The 20882-nt window shown below is 71.2% G+C and carries 15 protein-coding genes; 8 read left to right on the forward strand and 7 right to left on the reverse strand.

Annotation, left to right across the window (positions count from 1 at the left end; translation table 11 throughout):
* Window positions 1-16 precede the first annotated feature (16 nt).
* Window positions 17-3052 (reverse strand): AfsR/SARP family transcriptional regulator, encoded by a 3036-nt coding sequence (locus NMK34_RS30525; protein ID WP_318336196.1) that lies wholly within the window; start codon window positions 3050-3052, stop codon window positions 17-19.
* Between the two features lie 512 nt (window positions 3053-3564).
* On the opposite strand from NMK34_RS30525, the gene NMK34_RS30530 reads away from it, so the two are divergent.
* The 5 genes from NMK34_RS30530 to NMK34_RS30550 all read left to right on the forward strand — a co-directional run bounded on the left by NMK34_RS30530 (window position 3565) and on the right by NMK34_RS30550 (window position 9306).
* Window positions 3565-6099: a bifunctional diguanylate cyclase/phosphodiesterase gene (locus tag NMK34_RS30530; RefSeq protein WP_318336197.1), complete on the forward strand. Its 2535-nt coding sequence runs from the start codon at window positions 3565-3567 to the stop codon at window positions 6097-6099.
* 40 nt (window positions 6100-6139) lie between these two features.
* Window positions 6140-7483: a glycosyltransferase 87 family protein gene (locus NMK34_RS30535; protein WP_318336198.1), complete on the forward strand. Its 1344-nt coding sequence runs from the start codon at window positions 6140-6142 to the stop codon at window positions 7481-7483.
* Complete coding sequence (locus NMK34_RS30540; RefSeq protein ID WP_318336199.1) at window positions 7480-8112, forward strand: phosphoribosyltransferase; 633 nt, start codon at window positions 7480-7482, stop codon at window positions 8110-8112. The genes NMK34_RS30535 and NMK34_RS30540 overlap by 4 nt, the downstream gene beginning before the upstream one ends.
* Before the next feature lie 23 nt (window positions 8113-8135).
* Complete coding sequence (locus NMK34_RS30545; RefSeq protein WP_030499471.1) at window positions 8136-8531, forward strand: zf-TFIIB domain-containing protein; 396 nt, start codon at window positions 8136-8138, stop codon at window positions 8529-8531.
* 94 nt (window positions 8532-8625) lie between these two features.
* Window positions 8626-9306 (forward strand): maleylpyruvate isomerase N-terminal domain-containing protein, encoded by a 681-nt coding sequence (locus NMK34_RS30550; protein WP_318336200.1) that lies wholly within the window; start codon window positions 8626-8628, stop codon window positions 9304-9306.
* A 6-nt stretch (window positions 9307-9312) separates the two neighbouring features.
* Here the strand turns inward: NMK34_RS30550 and NMK34_RS30555 are convergent, their stop codons facing one another.
* Window positions 9313-11991 carry a replicative DNA helicase gene (locus NMK34_RS30555; RefSeq protein ID WP_318336201.1) on the reverse strand — a complete coding sequence of 893 codons (2679 nt, stop codon included), beginning with the start codon at window positions 11989-11991 and terminating at the stop codon, window positions 9313-9315.
* Window positions 11992-12388: 397 nt separating this feature from the next.
* Between NMK34_RS30555 and NMK34_RS30560 the strand changes: the two genes are divergently transcribed.
* Window positions 12389-14065 carry a hypothetical protein gene (locus tag NMK34_RS30560; RefSeq protein WP_318336202.1) on the forward strand — a complete coding sequence of 559 codons (1677 nt, stop codon included), beginning with the start codon at window positions 12389-12391 and terminating at the stop codon, window positions 14063-14065.
* A 93-nt stretch (window positions 14066-14158) separates the two neighbouring features.
* Here NMK34_RS30560 and rplI read toward each other — a convergent pair whose 3' ends face one another.
* The 4 genes from rplI to rpsF all read right to left on the reverse strand — a co-directional run bounded on the left by rplI (window position 14159) and on the right by rpsF (window position 15801).
* Entirely contained in the window at window positions 14159-14605 is a 447-nt protein-coding gene (rplI, locus tag NMK34_RS30565) for a 50S ribosomal protein L9 (protein WP_135242573.1), read from the reverse strand.
* A gap of 14 nt (window positions 14606-14619) precedes the next feature.
* The gene (gene rpsR / locus NMK34_RS30570; RefSeq protein ID WP_013289355.1) at window positions 14620-14859 is read right to left on the reverse strand and encodes a 30S ribosomal protein S18; all 240 of its coding nucleotides are present in this window, start codon (window positions 14857-14859) and stop codon (window positions 14620-14622) included.
* Between the two features lie 41 nt (window positions 14860-14900).
* A complete protein-coding gene (locus tag NMK34_RS30575; protein ID WP_018788497.1) occupies window positions 14901-15428 on the reverse strand; it encodes a single-stranded DNA-binding protein in 528 nt (175 codons plus the stop codon).
* Window positions 15429-15510: 82 nt separating this feature from the next.
* Window positions 15511-15801: a 30S ribosomal protein S6 gene (gene rpsF / locus NMK34_RS30580; RefSeq protein ID WP_013289357.1), complete on the reverse strand. Its 291-nt coding sequence runs from the start codon at window positions 15799-15801 to the stop codon at window positions 15511-15513.
* A gap of 632 nt (window positions 15802-16433) precedes the next feature.
* Between rpsF and NMK34_RS30585 the strand changes: the two genes are divergently transcribed.
* A complete protein-coding gene (locus tag NMK34_RS30585; RefSeq protein WP_262012929.1) occupies window positions 16434-17216 on the forward strand; it encodes a deoxyribonuclease IV in 783 nt (260 codons plus the stop codon).
* Window positions 17213-19237, forward strand: coding sequence for a hypothetical protein (locus NMK34_RS30590; protein WP_318336203.1), 2025 nt, complete (start codon window positions 17213-17215; stop codon window positions 19235-19237). Before NMK34_RS30585 ends, NMK34_RS30590 begins: the two co-directional genes overlap by 4 nt.
* A gap of 21 nt (window positions 19238-19258) precedes the next feature.
* Here NMK34_RS30590 and NMK34_RS30595 read toward each other — a convergent pair whose 3' ends face one another.
* Window positions 19259-20815 (reverse strand): glycosyltransferase family 87 protein, encoded by a 1557-nt coding sequence (locus NMK34_RS30595; RefSeq protein ID WP_318336204.1) that lies wholly within the window; start codon window positions 20813-20815, stop codon window positions 19259-19261.
* Between the last annotated feature and the right edge of the window lie 67 nt (window positions 20816-20882).

The raw sequence follows: 20882 nt of genomic DNA on the forward strand, positions 1-20882 counted from the left end.
AAATCGATAAGCCGGTTCAGGCAGGCGTCTCGGCGAGCTGTCGGCGCAGGTCGTGGCGCTCGGGCGCACCCATCCGCTCGAAGATCGCCAGCGCGCGCTGCCGGTAGCGGTCCGCTTCGGCGGCGTCCGTTCCGGCCAGATGGTCGGCCAGGGCACTCAGGGCGCGTCCCTGCTCGTAGGGATGCGCGATGCGGCTGGCCAGGCCGAGGGCTTCACGGTGCGCGAAGACGGCCTGGTCGACGTGTCCGGCCGCGGCCAGTGTCAGGCCGAGGTCGTTCGACGCCGCCGCCTGCACATGCCGGTCACTCGAGTCCCTCGCCAGGTCGAGAGCCAGTTCGTGCTGGCTTCGTGCCTCTGCGAGCCGGCCCACATGCCGGTACGCGATACCGAGTTCATTGCGAGCCTCCGCCTCACCGAACCGGTGCCCGTTCTGCTCGCGCAGCCGGAGTGATGCCACGATCAGACGGGCCGCCTTGCGGTGGTTACCGAGGCGGTTCTCCACCGAGGCGATGTGGCCGAGCGCGTTGGACATGTGAAACCAGTTGCCCTGGCACCGAGCTAGGAAGAGGTGCTGCCGATGGGCGCGGAGCGCTTCGGGATACCGCCCGACGGCGATCAGCGCGTACCCGAGGTTGGGCAGGGCCACGATCGGGTCGACCGCGCCCCGCGTGTCCTCCCGGAGCAACTGCCGTCCCAGACTCACCGACCGCTCGGAGCTTCCCGTGAGCCAGTGGACCACCACGAGGTTCGCCCGGTAACGGTGCTCGTTGCGCCGGTCGTGCAGGTCGCGGGAGATGGACACCGCCACCTCGAGGTGACGCAGCGAGTCCAGATAGCTGCCGGTCCGGGTGTACGCGGACGCCAGGTAGTTGTGCATGACCGCCTGTGCCGCACGGTCACCGCTGCGCTCGGCAGCGGTGAGGCCCGTCTGGTGGGTGGCGACGATGTCACCGAAGTATCCCCGCATGTAACAGAACCGCCACATGGCCCGTGCCAGGCGCCAGGCGTATCCCGAGTGCCCCTCTTCCTTAAGGGCGAATCTGATCAGCGCGATGAGGTTGAGCCGCTCCTGCTCCAACCATTCGATGTCCGATTTGTCGCTCTCGTTGATCAGGTCGGCGCGGAGCGGCGCCTCCAGGCGCAGGTGGGTAGCCAGTACCTGCTGGTCCAGGGAGCTTGCCCGGACCGCCACCTGGTGCAGGACGTGGTCGAGCAGGCGATTGCCCGCCTGGCGGCGCTGCGCGGGATCCGTCGACTCACGGAAGAGTTCGGCCGAGTACTGACGCATCAGATCGTGCATCCGGTAGCGCCCCGGAGCGACCTCCTCGATCAGGTGCTGGTCGAGGAGGTCGTCCAGCATCCGTTCCGTCCGGTCGAGCGGGAGAGCGGCGAGAGCGGCGGCCATGCGCGCGTCGAAGGAGTCGCCCGGGTGCAGGCCGATCAGCCGGAACAACCATTTCACGGGTTCGCTCAGGTGCTCGTAGGAGGCCGAGAAGGCGCCGGCGACGGTCTGCTGCTCCACCGCCAACCGCCGCAGCACGGTGCCGCCGGCCTCCAGCCGTCGAGCCAGGTCGGCGACTCGCCAGGCCGGCCGGTGGGCCAACCATCCGCCGGCCAGCCGGACGGCCAGCGGCAGATGGCCGCAGCGGCGAGCCACCTCCGTCGCGGCATCCGGTTCCTTGCTGATCCGCTCCGTACCGGCGGTGCGTGCCAGGAGTTCCACCGCCTCGTCGGAGGTCATCACGGGAAGCGAGACGGGCGGACCGATGTCGCTCACCGACAGCCGCCGACGACTGGTCACCAGCACCGCCGACCCTGAGCCGACGGGCAGGAGCGGCTGCACCTGCTGCCCGTCGGCCGCGTTGTCCAGCACGAGGACGACGTGGCGACCCCGCATCTCGCGCTGCCACAACCCGGCCCGTTCCTCGTGATCACTGGGGATCCGGCCGGCCGGTACCTCCAGTTGGCGAAGCAGCACAGTGAGGGCATCGCCCGGCTCGACCGGGGCTCCCTCGGTGTGCCCCCGCAGATCGATGAAGAGTTGCCCGTCCGGGTACCGGTCGCTGAGCAGGCGCGCCAGGTGAAGCGCGAAGAGGGTCTTGCCGCTGCCCGCCATACCGTCGATCACACGTACGGTCGGTGCTTCGTCACCCGACGCTCCGATCTCCGCCAGCATCCGCTCGACGAGTTCTCGCCGTCCGATGAAATCAGCGGAATTCCTCGGAAGGTGGCGAGGGCGCACCCGCCGCGCGCTCGAGGTGACCGCGCCTCCCCGCTCAGGACCGCCCTTCCTGGCGGCGGACGGCGAGTGCCCTGCGGTCCGGCCCATTAACGACCTCCGCAGACTGAGCAGTTCGGTTCCCGGCTCCACGCCGAGTTGCCGGATGAGAATCGACTCGGCCCGTTGGATGACGGCTAGCGCACCGCCCGCGTCCCCGTCCGCCTTCAGCGCACTGGCCAGCAGCGCATGCGCCTGCTCCCGATAGGGATGGCTGTTCACGTGGTCGGTGAGTAGCGCGATGGCCGCTCTGGTGCGGCCGAGTGCGACATCGAGCCGGGCACGAAGCTCGATCGCCGCCAGCCGCTGCTCCTCCAGTGCCGCCCGGCGCGCCGTCAGAACCGGCCCCACCCGCAGGCCAGCCACCAGAGGACCGCGCCACAGACGTTCGCCCTGGCCGAGCAGCTCGTCAACACGTTCGTGCTGCCCGTCCGACCAGGCCGACGCCGCCTCACCGGTCAGGTGCTCGAAACGACGCACGTCCACCCGCTCGTCGTCCACGTCCAGGCGATAGCCGCCGGAGAGCCGAACCAGGGTCGGGCCGTGGTGTCGATCGAACGTCCGCCGAAGGTTGCCCACGTACGTCCGCACGTTCGCCAGGGCGGAGCGGGGCGGGTCGTCGGGCCACAGTTCGTCGACGAGCGTGTCGACGGTGACCAGCTGGCCGCGGTGCAGCACCAGAACCGCCAGCGCCGTCTGCTGCTTGGGCGTGCCGAGCGGTAGTGGGGCCGCTCCCTGCCACACCTCCGGCACACCCAGCAGCCGGATATCCACCAACTGTTCCCCCCGCGCGGCGCGCGCCAATCGAAATTACTCGCACCCGTGTGGACTATACGAAATGCAGACTTACGGAAGATAGCACTCGATTCACCACAGGACTTCCGATGCCGGAGAGCAACGGCGCTTTTTCTGTGAGTTGTCGTGGCGGATGTTACGGAAGGACGAAACCGAACGGCTAGAGACACCCGGTGATGAGGGCTCGATAATCCCACTTGAAAGCGCGCGCTGAATATGCGTTCAGTCTCCGGTCAAAGACCGAGCGTAACAAGAACCAGGTGCATTGGCGCAATATGCGCATATGGACATCTAATAGATGTATCCCGGCCTAAAAGCCATAACATGTTCGACGTCGGATGGGCCGGTGATCGCCGGTTCTGGGGGTCGAACGAAGGGCGAGGCCATGCGCGGCAACGACTGGCTGTGAAGCGAACTTCCGGGGCGCCTGAGCGGGCCGTACAGTACGAGCACACGCACCGCTACGAACGAGCGCGGTGGAGGCAGACCACGTGACTCGCGCCCACGCACGCGACAATGGGACCGATCGGCGGCTCTTGCTGCTTGTCGGTCTCGTCGTGTTTGTGGCCGGCCTGGCCGCGCTGGTCAGTTTCCGGCTGATCGCCGCCGACGACCTGGCGACCCAGAACAACATCACACGGGCGGCCACGATCACTTTTCTCGTAGCCGTAGCCGCGACGGTGAATGTGCGAATCCGCATTCGCGCCACCACTCACGGCGTCTCGTGGACGGACGCGGCTTCCGTGATCGGACTTGCGGTCGCACCCGTGCCATGGGTCATCATCGCCACCGGCCTGGGTGTCGCGATCACCCGCCTGATCGGTCGCCTCACCCCGATCAAGCTGGCCTTCGGCGTCGCCAAGGAGATGACGCTGGCAGCAGCCGGAGGCGTCGTCCTCATCGCCGCCGGCTGGTCCTGGCCCTGGTCAGGACCCATCGGCCGCTCACTGCCCGCCCTGGTGCTGGCCTACGTGACCGTCGTCGTCCTCGACGAACTGCTCACCTTCCCGGTCCTCGCCTTCGCGACCGGCACACCGATCCGCAAGCGCTTCCGGGAGCAGCTGGACCTGCGGCTGGCAAGCGTGCTCGCCCGCTTCTCGGTGATCCTGTGCACGCTGCTCATCCTCCGGATCGACCCGACCTTTCTGATCGTCGTGCCGCCGCTCGTGTTGAGCCTGCATCTCGCCTACTCCAGCCGACTTCGTAATCGCGCCGAGCGGGAGGCCTGGCAACGGTTGGCCCGAACGACCGATGCATTGAATGTAGTCGATCTAAATCGAGTACTCACCACAGCCGTCACACAAGCGACCGAGCTGTTCTCCGCCGACGAGGTCGAAATCGAACTACGCGAGGAAGCACTGGTGGTGCGCGGCGTCGGAGGAGCCATCACCTACCGCGGCCCGGCCGGCGAGCCGAGCGCGATCGAGGGTTCGGTCCTCACCAACCGCCTCGAAGGCCACGACAAGACGGTCGACGTCGGCGTGCTGCGGCTGCGGTTCGCCGGCCCGGTCGAGCTCTCCGAACGCGAGCAGTACACCCTGCGTACCTTCGCCTCCGCCCTCTGCACCGCGGTCCGCAACGCCCAGGCGTACGCCGAACTCGCCCGCATCGCCGAGGACCACGCCTACGCCGCCACCCACGACGCCCTCACCGGCCTGTCCAACCGGCGGCACCTGCTCGACGAGGGCAGCGCCCAGCTCACCAGCCGGCACGCCGACGGCGTCACCGCCCTGGTGCTGATCGACCTCAACCACTTCAAGGAGGTCAACGACACCCTCGGGCACGGTGCCGGCGACCAGGTGCTGATCCAGGTCGCCGAACGCCTCCGCGGCGCGGCCCGCCCCGACGACCTGGTCGCCCGGCTCGGCGGCGACGAGTTCGCCGTACTCCTGCGCGGCCTGCCCGCCCCCGCCGTCGCCGCCCACCGCGCCGAGGCCCTGCTCGCGGCGCTGCACGACCCGCTCGACCTCGACGGCATGCGGATCAGCGTGGAAGCCAGCGGCGGCATCGCCGTCGCCCCCGCCACCGGCGGCATGGCCGAACTGCTGCGCCGCGCCGACGTCGCCATGTACCAGGCCAAACGTGCCGGCCAACGCGTCGCCACCTACGCCCCGGCCCGCGACACCGCCGACCTGAGCCGGCTCACCCTCGGCGGCGAACTGCCCCGCGCCGTCGCCGACCACGAGTTCACCGTCAACTTCCAGCCCATCGTCGACCTCGGCAGCGGCGAGGTGATCGGCGCCGAGGCCCTGGCCCGCTGGCACCACCCCACCCACGGGCTGATCGACCCGCTGCGCTTCCTCGAAGCGGTGGAACGCTCCGGGCTGCTCCCCGCCTTCGCCGAGGCGATCCTCGACCAGGCCCTCATCGCCGCCGGGTCCTGGCGCGACGCCGGCTTCGACCTGCCCGTCTCGGTGAACGTGTCCCCGCGCAGCCTGCTCGACGCCCGCTTCCCCGGCGCCGTACTGGCCCGGCTACGCGCCCACGACCTCCCGCCGGACCGGCTCGTCCTGGAACTGACCGAGACGCTCACCCTCAGCCAGCTCGACGTCGTCGACCGCGTCCTCAGCCGGCTGCGCGACTCCGGCGTCCGGCTCGCGCTCGACGACTTCGGCACCGGATACTCGTCGCTCTCCCTGCTCTCCCGCATCCCCGTACACGAACTCAAGATCGACCGCAGCTTCGTCGGCGCCATGGAGACCGCGCCCGAAGCCGCCGCCGTCATCCGCTCCACCCTCGACCTCGGCCGCAGCCTCGACCTCACCGTCGTCGCCGAAGGCGTGGAGAGCGAACCGCAACGCCGCGCGCTCTGGGAACTCGGCTGCGCCGCCGGGCAGGGCCACCTGTTCGCCCGGCCACTGCCCGCCGCCGCGCTGCTCGCCGCCCTGCAACGCGGCAACGGCGGCCGGACCGGCGCGCTCGCACCCGCGCTGCACGACACCGGCGCCGTCATCCGCCTCCCCGGCCGCCGTACCGGCCGCACCCGCCCGGCACCCCCCGCCGCCAGCGACGCCCGGCAACCCTGACCCGGCCGGGGCACCCCGCCGGTCTGCCACACTGGCCCGCGTGACCGCCCACGCCGACCCGGCAACCCCCGTCTCCCGCCGCTGGTCGGCACTCGACACCGCCGCCGGCGGCCTCGCCCTCGACCTGGGCCTCTACGCCGCCGCCACCGTCTTCGCCGCGATCACCGCCGCCACCTCCACGCTGCCGCCGCACCGCGCCTGGGGCGCCGTCGCCGCCATCGGGTACGCCCTCGCCACGCTCGCCGCGACCACCCAACTGCTCGCCCGCCGCCGCGACCCCGGCACACCCCTGGCCGGCCTGCCCGCACGCTGGACCGTCGCCGGCCTCACCTGGGCCGCCACCGCGCTCCTGCCGGTCGTCACGCAGAGCGTCGAACGTGCCGGCGGACGCACCGACCGCGCCCAGGAGGAGGTGATCGTCGTCGAACACGCCGGCGCTCGCCTCGCCGAACACGGCACCCCCTACCTCGGGCCCGACGCCATCGCCGCCCTGCCCCCCGGCGAACAACTCCTCGGCTACACCCCCTACCAGCCCGGCATGGCACTGTTCGGGCTGCCCCGAGCCGCCGTCGACGCCTGGTGGACCGACTCCCGCGTCTGGTTCGCCGTGGTCACCGCACTCACAGTCGTCGCCCTCGTCGCCACACTCCGCGCAAGCGGCGGCCCGTCCGCGCCCCGCCGCGACGCCGCCGTCCTGCGCGCCGTCCAGGCCGCCACCGTCCTGCCCGTCTGCGCGCTCACCCTCGCCACCGGTGGCGACGACCTCCCCGTACTCGCGCTCTGCCTCCTCGCCCTCGCGCTCGCCGCCGCCGGACGACCCGGCCGCGCCGGCCTCGCGGTCGGCGCCGCCGGCGCCCTGAAACTCTTCGCCTGGCCGGTCGCCGTCGTGCTGATCTGCTGGGCCGCCACCCGCCGGGCCGCGCTCCGCACCGCCCTCGGCGCCATCGGCCTCCCCGTCCTCGCGCTGGTCCCGGTACTCCTCGTCGACCGCGACGCCCTCGTCGAGAACGTGCTGCGCTTCCCGCTCGGCCACGGCCTCGTCACCAGCCCCGCCCAGTCACCCTTCCCCGGGCACCTCATCGCCGAGACACTCCCGGCCGGCCGCGCCGTCGCCGCCGCGCTGCTCGTCGCCGCCGGCGGAGCCATCGCCGTCCGGCTGCTGCGCCGCCCGCCCCGCACCGCCGCCGCCACCGCCCTCATCTGCGGGTACGGCCTGCTCGCCGCGATCCTGCTGATGCCCTCCACCCGCTTCGGGTACCTGCTCTACCCGGCTGCCCTGCTCGTCCTCGCCCCCGCGCTGGCACTCACCCGACCGGACGACCCGGCGGCATTCCCGGCAACCGCCCCGCGCGATCCGGCCGGAAGGCGTACACCTGAGGAATGACCACCTACCGCGACCGGGCCGAAGCGGGACGTGAACTCGCCGAGCGACTCACCGACCTCGCCGGCCACCCCGACGTCATCGTCCTCGGCCTGGTCCGCGGCGGCGTACCCGTCGCCCGGGTGGTCGCCGACCAGCTCGGCGCACCACTGGACGTCCTCGTCGTCCGCAAGCTCGGCGTGCCCTGGGCACCCGAGGTCGCGTACGGCGCACTCGGCCCCGGCGGCGTCCAGGTCCTCAACGAGATGGTCGCCGACCGGATCAGCGAGAACGACAGGGCCCAGGTCCGCCGCCGCGAACAGGCCGAACTGGAACGCCGCGAACAGCGCTACCGCAGCGGCCGCCCACCGCTCGACCTCACCGGCCGCACCGCCGTCATCGTCGACGACGGACTCGCCACCGGCGCCACCGCCCGCGCCGCCGCCCAGGTCGCCCGCCACCTCGGCGCCGTCCGCGTCCTCGTCGCCGTCCCGGTCGGCTCCGAGCAGGCGTACGACATGCTCGCCGCCGACGCCGACACGGTCGTGACCTGCCAACTCCCGCACGACTTCGCCGCCGTCGGCGCGTACTACGAGGACTTCCACGAGGTCTCCGACGACGAGGTCACGCAGGCGCTGACCGCCACTGCGTGAAAACACCCGGTACCGTCGTTGTCATGCAGATGACCTGTCCCAAGTGCCGCGGAGAAATGCGCCAGTACGAGCGCAGCGGAGTAGTCATCGACCAGTGCGGCGAATGCCGGGGCATCTTCCTCGACCGCGGCGAGCTGGAAAAGCTGTTCGATGCCGAGGCCAACTGGAACCAGCAGCACGGCGGCGCCCGGCAGGCCGCGCCCTCCGGAGCCGGCTACCCACCGCCCCCGCCGCCCCCGCCCGCCGCCGCGCCGCACCAGCCCGGCTACGGCGCCGTCCCCCCGCCCCCTCCTCCGCCGCCGCCCGGCCACGGCTACGCGCAGCCCGCGTACGGCCACGGTCAGCAGCAGCACTACGGCTACCACGGCCACTACCGGCGCAAGAAGAAGCACGGCTTCCTCGGCGAACTGTTCGACTGACCGCCGACCACGCGCACGCCGGGCCGGTGCACCGCATCGACCCGGCGCGCTCGTCGGCGTGCCGTGCCCGCCCCACCGTGGCAGGCTGCTCGGCATGAGCCCGATCCGGCAGCACGAGGCGCTGGCCCAGGCGTACGACGGCATCACCGCCGTCGTCACCCCGCTCGACGACGCCGGCCTGCAACGGCCCACCCGCTGCCGCGGCTGGCTCGTCGCCGACCTGCTCTTCCACGTGCTCTGCGACGCCCAGCGCGCACTCGTCGCCCTGGCCAGCCCCGCACCCGGACCGGCCGACGTGGACGACGTCAGCTACTGGCGCGCCTTCACCCCCGGCGACGACGACGCGAGCGCCGGGCACGCCTGGTGGGCGCGCCGCTCCGCCGCCGCCTTCGACCGGCCCACCGGGGTGGTCCGGCTCTGGGCCGACACCGCGCCCGCCGCCGTCCGCGCGGCCACCGCAGCCGACCCCGACGGGTACGTGACCACGCAGGGTCACGTGCTGCGCGTACCCCATCTGCTCGCCACCCTGACCACCGAGGCGGTCATCCATCACCTGGACCTGGTGGTGGATCTGCCGGACGCGCCGCGGCCGGCGACGGACCCGACGCGGGTCGCGGTGACCACGATGGACGGCCTGCTCAGCGACGACGCGGTACGGCCGGCCGGCTGGGACGACCACGACTACCTGCTGAAGGCCTCCGGGCGGGTGCCGCTCACCGACCGGGACCGGCTGGAGCTGGGCGAGGCCGCCGGCTGGTTCCCGCTGCTCGGCTGACGCCGCTCAGACGATCGCCATGTCGACGAAGCGCGACAGGTGCAGTTGGGCCGCTACAGTGACCGTGTCCGTCGGCCCATTCCTGTGCTTGGCAACAATAAAGTCCGCCTCGCCCGCTCGCGGCGACTCCTTGTCGTAGTAGTCGTCGCGGTGCAAAAGGATGACAACGTCCGCATCTTGCTCGATCGAGTTGTGCGCGGCGATGCCGTTGGCGATGAAGTTGTGTGTGCCGAGCACGGTGGCGTCGTAGACGTCCTGCTCACCCATCGACTCGATCGAGACGATCTCGTCCCAGAAGACATCGTTCGTCGCGTGCAGATCAAGATCCGCAGAGTCCAACACCGCAGCCACCTTGACGAGTCGTGACCGGCTGGGTGCACGCTTCCACATTGCGCTGCCGGAGAACTGGGTGCCGACGGCCGCTGCGAACTCGCGGTGGCTCATCTTGCGCTCCGCCAAGACTTCGCGAACTCGTGACCACACCTCCTTGGGCACGGTGTCCACGTTCGGATTGCTGACGACGGATTCGAGGGTCACAAGCAGCGCCGCGCAGCCGTTGGCCCGCTCGCCGTGCACACCGATCTCCCGGAGGAAGCGGAGCTGGTCGTCGCGACCGGAAATGTCCAGGGTGTACTGCGGCCGGTGTCTAGCGACCGGCACCTGTCGCAACCGAGCCGAAATTCCGTAGCGAAGCAGCAGGCGTGAGATGTCCTCCAGCATGCGCCGTGATGTCGAGGAGAAGTAGATCCGTCCGCCCCGACCGGACTTGTTGACGGTTACGGACCCGTCCGTCGCCCAGATGTGTCGCAGGAAGAGCGTGATTTGCTCCTTGGGCAGGCCGAACACCGCCGGTGGTAAGAACTTCTCGTGGGATCGCAGCCCGAACAGCCCCAACCCGTCCAACCACTCGGCTATCGGATTCCGTCGCCCGCGGGCGAGCCGGAATGGCGCCGGCAGCCGGAGCGTGGTCACTCGGGCAGCAGGGTAGTCGTCTCGCACAGCCGTGATCCCGAAGTGCGTGGCGGCCTCCGTCACGGCCGCCAGGTTGGCCTCGTCACAACTGGCGTAGCGGATCGGCTGCCGGCGGACGAACGAGCCGTCTCCGAGGAGGTGTGCCAGCATCACCACCTCCGGATCGGCCCACGGCTTGATGTTCAGCGGCGGCGGAATGTGCCGAGGTGCGGCAAGCCGTGTTCCCACCGTGAGTTCTCCCAGCGGCAGCCAACCGCCGAACGTGAGGAATGGGTGGTTGGCGGTCGCCTCCACCTGCTTCCCGGATGAAAGAGTCATCCGGAACACTTCGCGCGTCCCACTGGGGAAGGCGTGCGTGAGCGTCCGGGGGGTGTAGCGGAGACCTTCGTCGAGGGCCCAAACTGGAATGTCCCTGATATTCCCGGCAAGGAGCGCCCCCAGGGTGATCTCCGAGTTGTCATCGGCTCTGACGAGTCTCGTATCCGCCGTCAGACAGCCCGACTCACGCAGGTCCGAAAGCTGCGGTCGCTTGTCGGTGCGCTGCTCGGGGCCACGGTTCAGCTGACTCACCGCGATCACCGGGCACTCGACCTCCTTGGCCAGCAGCTTCAGGCCACGCGACAGGTCCGCGACCTCCTGCTGCCGGCTCTCGGTGCGCTTCGGCGAGGTCATCAGCTGGAGATAGTCGACGACGATCAGCTTCAGGTCGTGCTTCTGCTTGAGCCGCCGCGCCTTCGCCCGGATCTCCATGAGGTTCATGCTCGGCGTGTCGTCGACGAAGAGCGGCGCCTCGCTGATCTCGCCCATGCAGCGGGCCAGCTTGGTCCAGTCGTCGTCGGAGAGCTGCCCGCTGCGCAGGACGTGCAGCGGTACGCGCGCCTCGGCCGAGAGGAGTCGCATGACGATCTCGACCTTGCTCATTTCCAGCGAGAAGATCGCCGACGCCTGATTGGCTCGAATCGCTGCATTTCGGGCAAAGTCCATAGATGCGGTCGATTTGCCCAAGCCAGGCCTGCCAGCCACGATGATGAGCTGGCCGGCGTGCAGGCCGTTGAGCAGGCGGTCGAGGTCGGTGAACCCGGTCGGCACACCGGTCATCACCCCGCCCTGGGCGCCGACCGCCTCGATCTCGTCGAGCGTCGGCTGGAGCATGTCGGCCAGGACGGCGAAGTCCTCGCTGACACGCTTCTCGGTGATCTCGTAGACGGCCTGCTGGGCGAGGTCGACGATGTCGTCGACGTCGCGGCTGCCGCTCGGGCCGGTGCCGTAGCCGAGCTGCACGATCCGGGTGCCGGCCTCGACCAGCCGGCGGAGCACCGCTCGTTCGCCGACGATGCGGGCGTAGTAGGCGGCGTTCGCGGCGGTGGGCACGCTGGCGATCAGCGTGTGCAGGTAGGGGGCGCCGCCGATCCGGGCGAGGTCGCCGGAGTCGGCGAGCGCCGCCGCCACGGTGATCGGGTCGGCGGGTTCGCCGCGACCGTAGATGTCCAGGATCGCGTCGAAGATGGTGGCGTGGACGGGGCGGTAGAAGTCGTTCGTCTTCAGGATCTCCACGACGTCCGCGATGGCGTCCTTGGACAGCAGCATGCCGCCGAGTACGCACTGCTCGGCGGCGACGTCCTGGGGTGGTGTCTTTTCGAACGCAGATTCGCGCGGCGGCTCGGGCGATTGTCCCCCGGTCCGTTCCGCACGCGTCTCGTCGGTGACCGACACGGGTTCCCCCCTCGCTGCGTCGGATCGAGTCCAGCTCTATCGCCGGGGTATGACAACTCTCCGCCGACCCTCCGGTCGATCGGGGGTCATCGCCCGGCGGTCGGGGGACAACGATACGGAACCCGAGGTCAGCCGCTCAACAAGGCCGGTGGATGAGCCTCGGGACAACCTGTGGACGCCTGGGGACAGGCATGTGCGCAGGGTGTGCACAGGGGTGTGGAAAAGTGATGGGGAATTCCGGGCTTATCGCCTCTGACCTGGGCTTTTCCTATCCCCACCCTGTGGACGGAAGATTTCCGGCCAAGCTTTGTCGTCGTTCGTCCCGTACTATCGCTGCGAACGGCGACACCTGGGACAGCGGGTTTACTTTCGGGTTGAGAGAGGTCACGCTCCGGCCGTGAGACACCGGGACTGGGGAAGCGGGGAGGACAGCCCGCGCGAGCGACGGCCGAGCGGTTCCTGGGACGAGCCCGCCGGGCCGCGCCGGGTCGACTCGTACGCGCCGGAGGGCTACCGCACGGCGAGCCGGCGGCGGGCGATCGAGCGTGGCCAGGACGAGCCGGTGGAGACGTACCTTCCGCGGTGGGCGCTGGAGTCCGGGGTGAGCCGGGCGGACGGCGGTGGCCGGCATGCCGCGCCCGACGACGACGAGGTGGAGGCGCCGTCCTCCGGTGGTGGTCGGCGGGCGGAGACCGGCCGGCGGGATCTGCGCGCGATCGGCGCGGGTCCGTTGTCGGACCACACCGCCGAGTGGACGATGGACGCCCCGCAGGAGCGGGGGTACGTGGGTAACCGGCGGGCGGACGAGGACGACGAGCCGGTGTCGGGTGCGGCGCCCCGGAGTCGTCCGCGCCGGGCGGCGACGCGCCGGCCGCAGGTGATCTGGTCGGGGCTGCCGGAGTCGGCGGGTCCGGGCGAGGAGCCGGCCGGGCCGGACGGTGGACGGCCGGCGGGTCGGCGGCGTCGGTCGGCGTCGGGTTCCTCCTGGCCGCCGCCGGCGGGGTCGGACTCCACCTGGTCGCGTCCGGCGGCCTCGGACGGCGCGTGGTCGCGCTCGGCGACGGATGCCGGGTGGGCGGCGGCGTCGGATGCGGGCCGGTCGGCGCCGACGGCGGAGCCGGAGCCGGCGTGGGGGCGGGCGACGGCGTCCGAGCCGGAGCCGACCTGGTCACGGGCGGCGCCGCCGGAGTCGGCGCGTCCGGCGGCGGATCCGTGGCAGCGCCGCCGGGGCGCCGAGCGTGATCCGGTGGATCCGCCCGCTGTCGACCCGTGGGACGCGTCGGGGGTGCACGCCTGGGACCGGCCGGTGCCCGCGAGCCGCTGGGAGCGGGCGGAGAGCGGGTGGGACCGTACGGAGCACACGGGTGAGTGGGACCGGTTCACCGACACCGGTTTCCTGGAGCCGGTGCGGGACACGGACGACCGGTATGCGGGGGCGGATCCGTGGGATCGTTCGGCGCCGCCGGTGCGGGAGGGCTGGGCGTCGCCGGCGCGGGCCGAGGCGTTCTGGTCGGGTACAAGGCTCTCGGGTGACGATCCGCGGTGGATGGAGACGCCGTCGACGGCTCCGCGTTCGCCGGCGGTGGCGTACTCGGCGCCGCGTCCGCGTACCGTGCCTCGCCGTCGCCCGGTGGAGCCGGCGGCGTCGACGTTGCGGCGACGGGTGGAGACGATCGGTGGCGGTTCGTGGGGTCGTCGGCTGGAGGACGACCTGCTGGACCCGGATCCGGGTGGTCCGTTGCGGCCGCTGGTCTACACGGCGGCCTGTTATCTGGTGCCGGCGGTGCTGCTCGTGATCGGTCTGCTGTTCCTCAGTGGTCAGCCGCCGGCGGGGTGCGTCACGGACATCACCGGCGGGGGTTGTGACTCGCCGCGTGCGCACGCGCTGGAGTCGTTGGTGTCGGCGGCGCCGCGGTTCGGGTTGGCGATGGTGAGCAGTCTGGTGGTGGCGGTGCTGCTGCGGCAGGTCGGTACGACGTGGCGGTCGGCGACTGTGGCGCTGGCGGCCGCTGTGGTGGGTGGCGGCCTGTCCACGGTGGTGATCAGCGCGGTGACGGGCCGGCCGCTCGGTTGAGCGGATTCGGCCGAGCGAATCCGGCCGGCGGCGGGAATGCGGAAAGGCCCGCACCGGCAGCCGGTGCGGGCCCTTCGCGTCGTGCTTCGGGTGTCAGCCCTTGACCACGTTAAGGTCGAACTTGGCGGTCACCTCGGGGTGCAGCCGGATGCTGACCGGGTAGGAGCCGAGCGCCTTGATGTGGCCGGGCAGCTCCAGCCGGCGGCGGTCCAGGGTCGGGCCGCCGGCCGCCTTGACGGCGTCGACGATCTCGGCCGGGGTGACCGAGCCGAAGAGCCGCCCGCCGTCGCCGGCGCGGGCCTTCAGGTTGACCTTGAGACCCTCGACCTGGGTCTTGACCTCGGTGGCGTGGCCGAGGTCGCGGATCTCACGGGCCGAGCGGGCCCGCTTGATGACCGTGACCTGCTTCTCCGCGCCCTTGGTCCAGGCGATCGCGAAGCCCTGCGGCAGCAGGTAGTTACGGCCGTAGCCGTCCTTGACCTCGACGATGTCGCCCGGAGAGCCGAGGCCGGACACCTCCTGAGTCAGGATGATCTTCATGTCCGTGCCTCCTCTCAGCGGGTCGTGGCCGTGTACGGCAGGAGCGCCATCTCGCGGGCGTTCTTGACCGCACGGGCGATCTGCCGCTGCTGCTGCGAGGTGACGCCGGTCACCCGCCGAGCGCGGATCTTGCCGCGGTCGGAGATGAACTTGCGCAGCAGCGCGGTGTCCTTGTAATCGATGTAGGTGATCCCGTCCTTGTCGAGCGGGTTCACCTTCTTCTTCGGCTTGCGAAGGGCCGCAGCCTTAGCCATTGCTCGTGCTCCTGGTTTGCGATCGCGGGCGCTCGGCGCCATTAGAACGGAGGCTCCTCGTCGAAGTTGCCGCCCGAACCACCGCGGGAGGGGGCGGGGGCAGCAGAGGCCCAGGGGTCGTCGAAGTTGCCTCCGCCGCCGCCCTGACCGCCACCACCACCGAAGCCGCCGCCACCGCCACCGGAGCGGGACATCTTCTGCACCTTCGCCGTGGCGTAGCGCAGCGACGGGCCGATCTCGTCGACCTCCAGCTCGATGACGGTGCGCTTCTCACCCTCACGGGTCTCGTACGACCGCTGGCGCAGCCGGCCGGACACGATCACGCGAGCGCCGCGCTGCAGCGACTCGGCGACGTTCTCGGCGGCCTGGCGCCAGACCGTGCACGAGAGGAACAGCGGCTCGCCGTCCTTCCACTCGCCGGAGGCCTTGTCCATGAAACGGGGCGTCGAAGCGACCCGGAACTTGGCGACCGCCGCGCCGGAGGGGGTGAATCGCAACTCGGGGTCATCGGTCAGGTTGCCGATGACCGTGATGGTGGTGTCTCCTGCCATGACCATCTCCTCGCGCACTCATCTCTGTGCCGTACAGGCTCTCAGAGCCGTACGACAGCGTGGATGAGGCTTGTGATCCGGACGTGCCGGGTCTGGATGCTCAGCGCATCTCCGGGCGGATGACCTTGGTGCGCAGCACCGACTCGTTGAGTCGGAGCTGACGGTCCAGCTCGCCAACGGCCTCCGGCGTCGCCTGGAGGTCGATGACGGCGTAGATGCCCTCGGCCTTCTTGTTGATCTCGTACGCGAGGCGCCGACGGCCCCACACGTCGGTCTTCTCCACCGAGCCACCCGCGGTCCGGATCACGTTCAGGTACGTGTCGAGCGACGGGGCGACGGTGCGCTCCTCGAGGCTGGGGTCGAGGATCACCATGACTTCGTAATGACGCAAGACGTTCTCACCTCCTGTGGGCTAAGCGGCCACGGTCCTTCCGTGGCAGGAGGTCGTGCGTCGTTGCCCGCGCCGATGCCGGGGGAACCCGGCCGGACACACGGACAACCGGACCAGGATAGCCGGTCCGGACGATCATGGCCGGGCCGGTGGTCCCGGTGCCGGGTGCGGCGACAGGGGCCCACCCCCGGCGAACCGGCGGGTGGACCCCTGTCCACGGGACCGCGGGGCGTCCCGTCCGCATTCCTTGGGTGGGACCTGGGGAGGAACGACCACACCGATGAGGTTGGATCGAAGACGCCCCGCGGAGCTTTATCGTGTTGTCACCTGCTATGACCATACAATGGCTCTCGTCACCGCTTGGGGTAAATGGAGGAATTGCTCCTACTGCCGACCACCCGTACCGGGATGACGAGCGGATCCCGCCCCGTCGTGCCGGGCCGCACGGCGGGGCGTCCCGTTGCCGGGGGTCCACCCTCGCCCGTCCGTGCTGTGGACCACGTGCGGGCGGAGCGTCGACCATCGATCCCACCTCGGACAACGACCGCCGGGCCGGGTGGTGACGCGTCCGACCCGCCGGGCGCCTCCCGCGAGCGCGCCGACCGTCGCAGGCGCGACGTAGGCTGCCCTGCATGCGAATCGGAGCCCACGTCGACCCGACCGACCCGCTGGCCGAGGCGGCCGCCCGGCAGGCCGAGGCGGTCCAGTTCTTCCTGGCCGACCCGCAGGGCTGGAAGGCCCCGAAGCCGCGCGAGGACGCCGAACGCCTGCGCTCCGCCGACGTCGACCTCTACGTGCACGCGCCGTACGTGATCAACGTGGCCACGCTCAACAACCGGATCCGCATCCCCAGCCGCAAACTGCTGCTCGCCCACGCGACCGCCGCGGCGGACGTCGGGGCCAAGGGCCTGATCGTGCACGGCGGCCACGTCAACGCGGGCCACGACGTCGCCGTCGGCTTCGACAACTGGCGCAAGACCTTCGCGTACGCGGCGGACTCCGGCGGCTTCCCGCTGCCGGTGCTGATCGAGAACACCGCCGGCGGTGACAACGCCTGTGCCCGGCACCTCGACTCGCTGGCCCGGCTCTGGGACGCGCTCGGCGACCACGAGGTCGGTTTCTGCCTGGACACCTGCCACGCGTACGCGGGCGGCGAGGAACTGCTGGGCCTGGTCGACCGGGTGAAGGCGATCACGGGCCGGATCGACCTGATCCACGCGAACAACTCCAAGGGCGCGTTCAACTCCGGCCAGGACCGGCACGACAACCTCACCGGCGGCACCATCGACCCGGAACTGCTGGTGGCGCTGATCCGCGCGGCCGGCGCGCCGGTGATCGTGGAGACCCCCGGCGGCGTCGAGGGCCAGGCCGCCGACATCGCGTTCCTGCGCGGGCAGCTGGGCGCGGCGGCGTGACGACCGAGCAGTCCGGCAAGGCAGGCGGCGGCGCCGAGGCGGCGGACGCCGGACCCGGCGACGGCACCGCGGACGAGGCCACCGGCGGGGAGGCCACCGGCGGGGAGAAGACCGAGGCCCGGGACCAGGGCGACGCCGACACGGGCGACGCCGAGGACGGCAAGGACGGCGACGCCGCCGCCGGAGATGCCGCCGCCGCCGAGAAGGCCGAGAGCGGGGACAAGGGCACCACGGGTACGGCCGGCGACAAGCCCGCCGATCCCTGGTCCGCGTTCGGACCCGCGCCGGAGCCGGTGCTCGGCCGGCCCCGCCGGGCGATCCGCGCGGTCGGCCGGTTCCTGGTGCACGAGTGGACGCTCGCCGCCGTCGCCGCGCTGGCGCTGGCCGCGGCGATGACCTGGCCCACGTTGCGCTATCCGCGGCACACGCTGCCGCAGGACTACTGGGATCCGAGCCTGCAGGCGTGGCAGATGGCGTGGTCCGGGCACATCCTGCGCACCGACCCGGCGATGCTGTGGCACGCGAACACGTTCTATCCGGAGAACTGGAGCTTCGCGTTCTCCGACACGCTCCTCGGGTACGCCCCGGCCGGCCTGATCGGGGTCGGCCCGGAGCACGCCGTGCTGCGCTACAACATCATGTTCGTGCTGGCGCACGCGCTCGCCGCGTTCGGCGCGTACGTGCTGGCCCGGCAGCTCGGCGCGGGCCGCATCGGCGGCGCGGTGGCCGGGGCGAGCTTCGCCTACGCGCCGTGGCTGCTGGCCCAGGCGGGGCACCTGCACATCCTCTCCAACGGCGGCATCCCGCTGGCGCTGGCCATGCTGGCCCGGGGGCACGGCTGGTCGCTGCGGTACGGCTACCGGCCGCGTCGCCGGCACGCGGGCTGGGCGTTCGCCGGGTGGCTGGTGGCCGCGTGGCAGCTCAGCCTGGGGTTCGGCATCGGGCTGCCGTTCGCGTACATGCTGGCCGGGACCGTTCTGGTGGCGGTGGTGCTGTGGTTCGTGCGGCGGCGCCGGGTGCGGCGTCCGTTCGGCCGGCGGCTGTTCCTGGCCGACGTGTTCGGCGGGCTGGTCTTCGCCGCGGTGGGCGCGGCGCTGGCGGTGCCGTACTTCAAGGTCGCCGAGCTGCACCCGAACGCGGAGCGGACGCTCGGTGACATCGCGCTCTACTCGCCGCCGGCGAGCGGGTTCTTCACCGCGCCGGCCGAGTCGCGGGTCTGGGGCGGGCTGCACGAGGGCGCCCGGGCCGTGCTGCCCTGGCATCCGGAGATGACGCTGCTGCCGGGTTTCGTGCTCTACGCGCTCGCCGCCGGTGGCCTGTTCTTCTCGGTCTGGCGGGTCCGGCACCGGATCTTCCTGCTGGCCGGCGTGCTCGTGACGATGGCGCTGGCGATGGGCACCCGGTTCTTCGGCGGCCGGTTCACCTACGTGCCGTTGTTCGACTACCTGCCGGGCTGGAGCGGGCTGCGCACGCCGGGCCGGATGATGCTCTGGGCCACGCTGCTGCTGGGTCTGCTCGCGGCAGGCGCGGTCACCGCGTTCTGCATGCGGGTACGCGAACTGGCCGCCGAGCGGGTGCCGCCGTGGCCGGGTCCGTGGCTGCGCCTGGCCACGCTGCTGCCGTTGGCGCTGGTGATCGTGGAGGGGCTGAACGCGACGCCGCAGCCGGTGGTGCCGCGGCAGCCGGCGGCGATGCGGACCGTCGACGGCCCGATGCTGGTGCTGCCGAGCAGCCAGAACCTGGACCAGCCGGTGATGCTCTGGTCCACCGACCGGTTCCAGCCGATGGTCAACGGCGGCAGCGGTTTCACGCCGCGCTCGCAGGCTCAGATCCGCGAGGCGACTGTCAGCTTCCCGGACTACGCGAGCGTCGACTATCTGCGGCAGATCGGCGTGAAGAACGTGGTGGTGTTGCGCGACGAGCTGGCGGGCACCCCGTGGGAGGGGATGCTCGACCGGCCGGTCGACACGCCGGGCGTGACCCGGGAGCAGGTCGGCGAGGCGGTCGTGTTCCGGCTGTAGACCGGAACACGACCGTCTCGGTCACACCGGAACGGGTTCGGCGGGCCGTTCGACTGCGCGCGCCCGCCAGCGCTGATGCCAGGGCGCATCAAGCGCGCCGTCGAGCACCCCGCCGTCCGGGTCGTCGGCGTAGGTGTGCCGGACCACGTCCAGTTCGGGCCGCATGATGTCCCGGATCACGAACCCGCAGAGCACCGCGACGGTGATCAGGCGCAGGCTCGACGCGAGCACGAAGACGCCCTCGGGGAAGACCGGCCGGGACATGGCAGTCCCGAGCAGTTCGCCGTAGAACGCGGCGAAGTAACCGACCTCGGCGACCTGCCAGGCCAGGAACGCGCCCCAGCGCGGCCGGGCGAGCACCGCGAGCGGCAGCAGCCAGAGCACGAACTGCTGGGACCAGACCTTGCTGAAGATGAGGAACGCGGCGACCACCAGGAAGGCGAGCTGGGCCAGCCGGGGGCGGCGCGGCGCGAGCAGCGCCAGCCCGGCGACGCCGAGGCAGGCCAGGCCGAACAGCAGGTACGACAGCCAGTTGAGGGTGGGGATGTTCGCGTTGAGCCACTCGAAGGGCCCGAGCTGTCCGGGTGAGGACGGGCTGATCCGGCCGTCCAGGTAGCGGCCGATGTACCAGAGCGTGCCCCAGTCGATGGGGCGTGTGGTGTTCAGGTCGAAGAAGCGTTCCCAGTTCTCCCGGTACGGGATCGCCACCGGCAGGTTCACCGCCACGAGCGTCACCAGCGCGGTCGCCGTGGCGACGAGCCCGGCCGGCATCTTTCCGGCGCGCAGCGCGAGGACCAGGATCGGCCCGAGCAGGAACAGCGGCCACATCTTGGCCGCACCGCCCAGGCCGATGAGGACGCCGGCCACTCCGGGCAGCAGCAGCGCGTACCGGCCGGGCCGGGCGCGAGCCCAGGCCAGCAGACCGAACGCGGCCAGGCCGATGGCGAGCAGATCCCAGTTGACGGTGGCGGTGAGCACCAGCGCCGGGGACAGCGCGAACAACGCGGCGTCCCAGGGTCGTCGTCGGCGCAGGCTGAGGATCACGGCGACGGTGGCGACCGCGAGCGCGCCGAGCACCAGCGCGTTCAGGTTGTAGAACCACTGGCCCTGGTTGATGGCGGGGTTGTCGGCGCCGAGGGCGTGCACCGGCAGGCCGAGCGCGCCCATGAAGTAGCCGGTCAGCACCGGGTACTCCACCGGGTGGTCGGCGTAGGGGACCTTGCCCTCGTTGAGCCCTTCGGCGTAGTAGAGCGCCAGCACGTCGGTGTAGCACATCCGGGTGTACTGGACGTTGTTCTGCCAGGCGCCGTCCTGGCAGGGCGACTTCTGCACCCAGTGCAGGGCCAGCGTCAGGCACACCAGGGCCAGCACGATCCGGCCGGCGGTCCAGAACCGGCTCTCCCGGCCGGCGGGCCGGTCGAGGGCGGCGGCGTGGTCGCCTAGCGGCCCGCCGATCAGACCGGAGGCGCCGCGGACGAACCAGTCCGAGCGGGAGGGATGGTCCACCGTCTCGGCGGGTCGTGGCGCCGCCTCGGACGCGCCGGGCTCATCGATGCCTGCGGGCGACTGGGTGCTCATGGAGAGGCATCCTGCCGTACACCGGGGGTCGCCGTCCCGTCGCGCGCGGAGAAATTCCGGTACGCGA

The sequence above is a fragment of the Micromonospora sp. BRA006-A genome, assembly GCF_033433935.1.
Taxonomy (GTDB): Bacteria; Actinomycetota; Actinomycetes; order Mycobacteriales; family Micromonosporaceae; genus Micromonospora; species Micromonospora aurantiaca.